2 protein-coding genes are annotated in these 2,782 nt (G+C 67.0%); both read right to left on the reverse strand.

Annotated features, from left to right (window positions below; all coding sequences use genetic code 11):
* Positions 1-108: 108 nt before the first annotated feature.
* A complete protein-coding gene (locus NUV94_08045) occupies positions 109-1,140 on the reverse strand; it encodes a hypothetical protein (protein MCR4392688.1) in 1,032 nt (343 codons plus the stop codon).
* Positions 1,141-1,148: 8 nt separating this feature from the next.
* Positions 1,149-2,782: HYR domain-containing protein (locus tag NUV94_08050; protein ID MCR4392689.1), on the reverse strand; the 1,634-nt coding region annotated here is incomplete at its 5' end.

Genomic DNA, 2,782 nt, shown 5'->3' on the forward strand with positions numbered 1-2,782 from the left:
ACTCCACTACGACCGCTCTGTTGGACATGCCTCACTGTGCTTGCCCGTACCTGGCCACTCACTACCCTGACAGGACACTAGGGCTTCATCGTCCAGCTCAGGGTGAGCTTAGGATTGCCCCCGACCGGGATCTCCGACGACAAGCCCGAGGACGATCCCGCCTCCAAGGGGAACCTCGAGGCCAAGGTCCACCTCGCCCAGACCGAACAGGAGACCCCCGTCGCCGAAGTAGGCTGCGGCCACCAACCGCGCCGGCCCGCAACAGCCCGCGCCCTCCCACGTCACCCACAAACCCTCGCGGTACGGCTTCTTCACGAGGCCGATGTCCTCCAGCGCCGTGAGGCCGCGCACCCGCACAGCCCCAAGCTGACAGTGCCAACCCACGGCGTAGACCTTGATCCCGTGGATCGTCCATGTACTCGGATCCCAGTCGAGGCCAAGGAATGCCTCCACGCATGGCGGGAGATCGTAGATGAACCCCGGGCCGAGGAACACGCTCTTCCGGTCCACCGAGAACCGGACCACGGAGAACAGGGTCAGCCCGGTCTCCCGGGGAAGGGGAAGCGGGAACCTCACCCCGAGCTCGGAGAACCCGGCCTTGGTGAAGCTCACCCAGCCCCGGAGCTGCTCCACGCAGCATGGGAGAGCGACGGCGAACCGGACCTCCCCGAAGGAGAAGCTCGGGGCAAAGGTATCGGAGAGAACCTCATCGAGGAACTGCTTCAGGTTGAACCGAAGCCGAATTCGCTCCAAAGGGGAGCCGGATGGCCCAAGGAAGGTGACGCCCCACCCGAAGCCGCGCTCCTCCAGCCGGACCACCCCCTCGCTCTTCACGCCGAATGCTTCCGCCTTCCAGGGGACGGTGAGGGCTCGAAATCCCGGCGCCTGGGGGTCGAAGGAGAGGGAGGGGGAGAGCCGGATCTCCCCGAGGCTTCCGGAACCGGAGAACGTAAGCTCTTTCCAAACCCCATCTCCGAACGAGGCCTTGCTCTTCCACTCCCAACCGGCGACTGACCAGCCCAAAGCAAGGGTCGAGCTCCAGGTAGACGTGGCCGCAGGCAGGGTCCACACGACCTTGCCCTCCCAGAGGAGGGACGGCGGGGCGGCCAGGGCCACCCCGCCCATCACGAAGGCCAGCACCGCGGCCCTCATTCGTCACCCCCCGGAGGAAGTGCCATCGGGCAGATCTCGCAGGTGATCGTGATATAGACCCATCCTGTGGCGCTGGCCCCACAGGGGTCGGTCACCCGGAACATGAACCGCGCCACCGTCCCCGGCGGGATCTGCCAGGCCTCGCAGCCGAAGGTCCCGTAGCAGACCATGTTCCCTTGCACCCACGTCGCCCCGCACGGGGAAGGATCGAACACCTCGATCGTAAGTGGATCGCCATCGGGGTCGGAGGCGGGAACCGGGATGCAAACGACCCCTGTGGGCGCGTCCGCCGACGCGCTCCACGCCACCGGCGGCCGGTTCCCGTTCACCGTCACGGTGAACGTGCACGTCCGGGAGGTGGTGTTGCCGCAGCCGTCGGTGGCCGTGCATCCCACCGTCACCGGTGTGCTCGTCCCCACCCGGAACCAGTCCCCGTACCGGTCGCAGACGAGGCTTGCGCTCCCGCAGTTGTCTGTACCGGTGATCCCAAAGCTCACCCACACCCAAGTCTCCGGCGGGAAGCACTCCCGCAGGGTGATGTTCCCCGGGCAGTGGATCACGGGCGGCAGGGTATCCTGAGTGTACGTGATCCGCTGAACCTTGGCCGGGCTCGGGTTGCCGCAAGCGTCCCGGGCCTGCCACGACCGCTCGATCGTCACCCGACAACCCACAGTGGACACGCTGTCTGTGTAAGTCACCTCGGGGCTTGGATCGCAGCTGTCGGTGGCCGTGGCCCATCCGGTCGCCTCCGGGCCCGTGTCGCTCGGATTGCACCCAAGATCCACGTCCGGCGGGGCGGTGAGCTCCGGCGGGGTCGTGTCGCGAACGGTGATCGTTTGGGTGTGGGTGATGGAGTTCCCGCAGGCATCGCTGGCCCGCCAGGTCCGGATCAAGGTGTAGGTGTGAGGGCACGCGCCGTCCACCCTCTCTTCCTCGAACGCCACGGCCACGTCGGGATCGCAGGTGTCCGAGGCCGACACCACCGGTGGAGGCGGGACTTGGTGGCACGCCACCGTGAGGTCCGTGGGCATCGGTTGCGCCCAACGCGGTTTGGTGGTGTCCACGATCCGGAATGTGGCGGCGGTGGGGGAGGCGTTGCCGACGCAGTCGTGGGCGGTGAAGGTCACCGTGACGGAGCCGGACCTGCCGCACGTGGTCACGAACTTGTCCGGGCTGTAGTCGTTCGTCCAGGTGATGTCGCAGCAGTTGTCGTACGCCCAGGCCCCACCCTGAACCCTGAGCCACGAGAAGAGGGCGGCGGTGTTGCCCTGTCCATCGCACTCCACGGTGCGATCCCGGGCCGGGTAGAACATGTTGGGCGGCACTTTGTCCACCACGTTGATCGTCACCGTGGCCGGGACCTCCGTCGTGGCCCCGCAGGCGTCGCGGAGGGTCACGGTGAACTCGTCCACGATCACATCGCGATCCCGCACCGCTTGGCAGAAACCGTCCGCGGCGTCGGGCCAGTACATCGCCACGAGCGACCCCAGAAAGGCAGAAAGCTGACTGGCGTACATGGGCGGGACGCCCGGAACCTCAACGAACACCTGGTCTCCATCGGGATCACGCCACTCCGTCTCCATCACCACCGGGCCGTACACGGCCCCACTCGGGGTGAGGGTGACCGTGG

The sequence above is a fragment of the Candidatus Acetothermia bacterium genome (genome assembly GCA_024653305.1).
In the GTDB taxonomy this organism is placed as follows: domain Bacteria; phylum Bipolaricaulota; class Bipolaricaulia; order Bipolaricaulales; family Bipolaricaulaceae; genus JACIWI01.